Source organism: Proteiniphilum sp. UBA5463 (assembly GCF_002427225.1).
Lineage (GTDB): Bacteria > Bacteroidota > Bacteroidia > Bacteroidales > Dysgonomonadaceae > Proteiniphilum > Proteiniphilum propionicum.
Map to the genome: position 1 here is coordinate 1 of NZ_DIQL01000034.1, position 3,395 is coordinate 3,395.

Annotated in this window: 4 protein-coding genes; 2 read left to right on the forward strand and 2 right to left on the reverse strand. The window is 41.7% G+C overall.

The window, feature by feature from the left end:
* Positions 1-65: 65 nt before the first annotated feature.
* Positions 66-440, forward strand: a complete 375-nt coding sequence (locus tag B3B27_RS05470) for a YccF domain-containing protein (RefSeq protein ID WP_286847016.1) — start codon at positions 66-68, stop codon at positions 438-440.
* Here B3B27_RS05470 and tatC read toward each other — a convergent pair whose 3' ends face one another.
* Both tatC and B3B27_RS05480 read right to left on the reverse strand, forming a co-directional pair.
* On the reverse strand, positions 441-1,268 hold the full coding sequence (tatC, locus tag B3B27_RS05475; protein WP_286847018.1) for a twin-arginine translocase subunit TatC: 828 nt from the start codon (positions 1,266-1,268) through the stop codon (positions 441-443).
* A gap of 98 nt (positions 1,269-1,366) precedes the next feature.
* On the reverse strand, positions 1,367-1,576 hold the full coding sequence (locus B3B27_RS05480) for a Sec-independent protein translocase subunit TatA/TatB (protein WP_214062638.1): 210 nt from the start codon (positions 1,574-1,576) through the stop codon (positions 1,367-1,369).
* Between the two features lie 279 nt (positions 1,577-1,855).
* Here B3B27_RS05480 and B3B27_RS05485 point away from each other — a divergent pair, with 279 nt between their 5' ends.
* Positions 1,856-3,307 carry a glycoside hydrolase family 10 protein gene (locus B3B27_RS05485; protein WP_286847021.1) on the forward strand — a complete coding sequence of 484 codons (1,452 nt, stop codon included), beginning with the start codon at positions 1,856-1,858 and terminating at the stop codon, positions 3,305-3,307.
* Positions 3,308-3,395 lie beyond the last annotated feature (88 nt).

The following is a 3,395-nucleotide window of genomic DNA, read 5'->3' on the forward strand; positions in this document are numbered from 1 at the left end:
TCGGCCATAGCTGCCAAAGGCTTGCCTAAAAGCTGCATGGTGGAAATTGAAGCAATTGCCGTACGATGAGGACGCTGGGAAATGTGATCTGGATTGTTTTCGGAGGCATATTTATTGCCATCGAATACGTTATTGCCAGTATTGGCCTGATGGTTACAATAATCGGTATTCCCTTCGGCCTGCAATCGCTGAAACTGGCGGAGATGGCATTGTTGCCTTTCGATAAAAAAGCAGTGCAAAATCGCACAACTTCGGGGTGCCTGGCACTTGTTATGAATATTATCTGGTTCTTTATCGGTGGGTTGCCCATTGTGCTCACACACCTGTTTTTCGGTGTTTTGTTTTACATCACCATTATCGGTATTCCTTTCGGAAACCAGCATTTCAAATTAATGAAATTAGCTTTTTCACCGTTTGGCAAAGTGATTCTGAACCGATAATTACTCAAAGACTGTCGGCAGATCCTCTTCTTCAATTTCTTCCGGTGGATCTTTTTTTACCACGAAAGCGCTTATTTCCCAAAGCATGTAAAGCGGTATGGTGACTATAATAAGTGAAAACGGGTCGCCAGACGGGGTAATTATAGCTGCCAGCACCATAGAACCTACCACTGCTTGTTTGCGGTACTTGCGGAAGAAAGACCGGTAGATGAGTCCCAAGCTGGATAAAAGCCAGAAAACAAGCGGCAACTCAAACACGACACCCATAATGAGGATGAGGGTGTAAAAATTGTTCATGTAGGAATCCAGCGAGATGGTGTTTTTAATGGCATCGCTCAATTCAAAAGTGATGAGGAACCTGAAGATCAATGGAAAAACCATAAAATAGCCAACCAGACAGCCGATCACGAACATCACTCCTCCGAATCCAAAGGCCATTTTTACCCCTTTGGTCTCGTTTTCGTAAAGAGCCGGGCTGATAAAGCGCCAGAGTTCAAACAAAATATAGGGGATGGTCAACAGGACAGCAAATGCCAGAGAAGTGGAAATATAGGTCATAAACTGCGTGGTCATGTTGATGTTCAACATTTCAACATTAAACGAGTCGGCCGAAAAATCGGGAAGGAAAGGGATGTATTTGCTGGCGCTCTCCAGGAAACGATAGGTGATAAAATCGGAAGAACTGGGTGCAAGAATTATTGAGTCGAAAATACGAGGAATAAGGATGAATCCAGCAATGGCCAAAATAAGCACTGCGCCGATAATTCGTATCAACGTCCAGCGGAATTCCTCGAGATGGTCCCAAAAGGACATTTCTTTCTCTTTCATGCAACCAACAGATTATAGAATTTAATCTCGGAAAAAATCCACAAAAACGTGGATTAATCCCGAGAACAGACGATTTTTACAATAACTGGAAAATTAGGTTACTGATTGCTTGTGGACGATGTTTTTTTGTCGGCCGGATCGGCTTTGATATCCTCTTCAATATCGTTCAGTCCTTTTTTGAAGCTGTTGATGCCTTTTCCCAACCCTTTCATAAATTCAGGGATTTTCTTTCCACCGAAAAGAATTAAGACAACCAAGATAATAATGGGAATTTCCCATCCGTTTAAATTAAAAAGCAGTGGATTCATAGGTCTTATTGTTAGTTTGATAATTTGTTTGCAAACACTATATTTTCACAAAAGTAGAATTAATTATTAAGTTTAGCAATAATATTAAGATAAAGTTTCGTAAAAAGAGCCGTGAAATGATTTTATGAGGTGGCTACTTTTTAGCGAGGTGTTGAAGTCCTGTTTCTACACAGAATTGATCGGCTTTTCCGGTTTAAAGTGTTAACATTCGAAAAATGTATACCAGCACTGCATTTTTGTTTTAAATTTGCATCGCCAAGTTTAGAACGATTATAATTAATGAATAGAACACATCTGCTTCTCATCTTTTTTCTGTTTGTTGTGATGAGAATTTTTTCTGTCAATCCCCCTGCTTCTGAAGTCAGGGCCGTCTGGTTGACAACAAATTACGGACTTGACTGGCCAAGGAACAGGATCAGTCAGGAAGTGCAAAAAAGAGAGCTGATCGCTATTCTTGATAATCTGCAAAAACACAATTTCAATACCGTAATATTTCAGGTTCGGGCAAGAGGAGAAATGTTCTATGATTCAAAAATTGAGCCGCTGGCATCGGTAATTGTTCCATCCGGATATGGGAAGCCCAAATTTGATCCGCTGGCTTTTGTCATTGAGGAGTGTCATAAGCGCGGTATGGAACTGCATGCCTGGATGGTAACCTATCCGTTGGGTTTAGACAAGCATGTGAGAAGTTTGGGTGCAAGATCGGTTACAAAAAAAAATCCATCCATAACCCGGAAATACCGTGGCGAATGGTTTCTTGATCCGGGTAATCCAAAAACCGACGACTATCTCTTGTCCATCGTAAAGGAGATCGTTTCAAATTATGATATTGACGGGATTCATTTTGATTATATCCGGTATCCGGACAACACGGGTAAGTTTCCTGATGCTGGGATGTATAGGCTTTACGGTAACGGGAAAACGTTACACCAATGGCGTAGAGATAACATTACCCGGTTTGTGACCAAGGCTTACGACTGGGTGAAAAGTCAAAAAAAATGGGTACAGGTCAGCAGTGCCCCTCTTGGGCGGTACAGGGCGTTGGGGAATACAGGGGCTGGATGGACTGCTTTGGAAACTGTTTTTCAGGACGCCGCCATGTGGTTGAAGATTGGTAAGCATGATGCCCTTTATCCCATGATGTATTATAAGGACCATCTTTTTTATCCGTTTGTGGACGATTGGCTGGAAAACGGGAACAAGCGCATTATCGTTCCGGGATTGGGAACCTATCAGATGATTGAGCTGGGCTGGAGCCGGCAGGATATCGAGAACCAGATGGATTACACAAGGAAGAACGAGTCGGCCGGACAGGCATACTTCAGAACAGATAATGTGTTGTCGAACACAAAAGGGATCTTGAATACCCTGGAGCACTATTACCGTTATCCGGCAAAACTGCCGGCAATGACCTGGCTTTCGGATGAAATCCCTGGAGCACCGTACGACTTAACTGCTGAAAATATAAACGGAAAACTTTTGCTTAGCTGGAAAACCGATGATGCCGCGGACCGAGTCACTTATAATGTTTACAGGAGTGAATCGGAGGATTTAGATGTACACAAAGCCGAAAATATCCTCGCCACGGGATTGAGAGAACCTTTTTTTGAGTATGCAGCATCCATTGATGAAAAGGGTTATTATTATTATGTAACGGTTTCAGATTCATATCATAACGAGAGTGAAGTCTGTTATCCGGCATTTTTTGTTCATTCCGAAACGGTGAAATGAATTTAAATGTGTATCTTTAAAAAAATATCAAAAAAATAACTTCAAGCGATTGAAAAAAGAAATATTTTTGTACTATGGATAGCAGCCA